The sequence below is a fragment of the Pseudoalteromonas sp. SIMBA_162 genome (assembly GCF_046535955.1).
Taxonomy (GTDB): domain Bacteria; phylum Pseudomonadota; class Gammaproteobacteria; order Enterobacterales; family Alteromonadaceae; genus Pseudoalteromonas; species Pseudoalteromonas marina.
Genome location: NZ_JAWJBQ010000142.1, coordinates 1 through 355, shown reverse-complemented (window position 1 = coordinate 355; position 355 = coordinate 1). Strand labels below are relative to the sequence as shown.

Sequence of the window (355 nt, the reverse complement as noted above, 5' to 3'; positions counted from 1 at the left end):
CAGCAGATAGCCGAGAATCAGACCGGCCAGGGCCCAGCTGTTACCGGCTTCGCCACTGCGGCGGATCTGGTTGCGCGCAATGTGGCCACACACGACGCCGCCGAGTGCCGCAGGCGCGAGCAGGCAGCCCAGCACGCTCAGCGCAAAGGCGGCCACTGCCATGAGATTCGTGCTGGCGTGGGTGTCCTGTGCGGGCGGGGTCGGCGCATAGGGGCCTTGAGAGGGCCCTTGCGAGGACTCTTGAGCGCGCCCCTGGGGCTGTGAGCCGCTCGTGGACGTGTCGTCGCGCGGCGTGGGAGTCTCTGTCATGTGGGTCTCGTTGTCCTGCATCATGACGACACACTACCATGTCCTG

1 protein-coding gene is annotated in these 355 nt (G+C 67.0%); it reads right to left on the bottom strand.

The annotated features are described in order from the left end of the window. A partial coding sequence (locus tag R0J88_RS19070; RefSeq protein WP_410900739.1) for a DUF4190 domain-containing protein occupies nt 1-162 on the bottom strand: 162 nt, incomplete at its 3' end. Between the last annotated feature and the right edge of the window lie 193 nt (nt 163-355).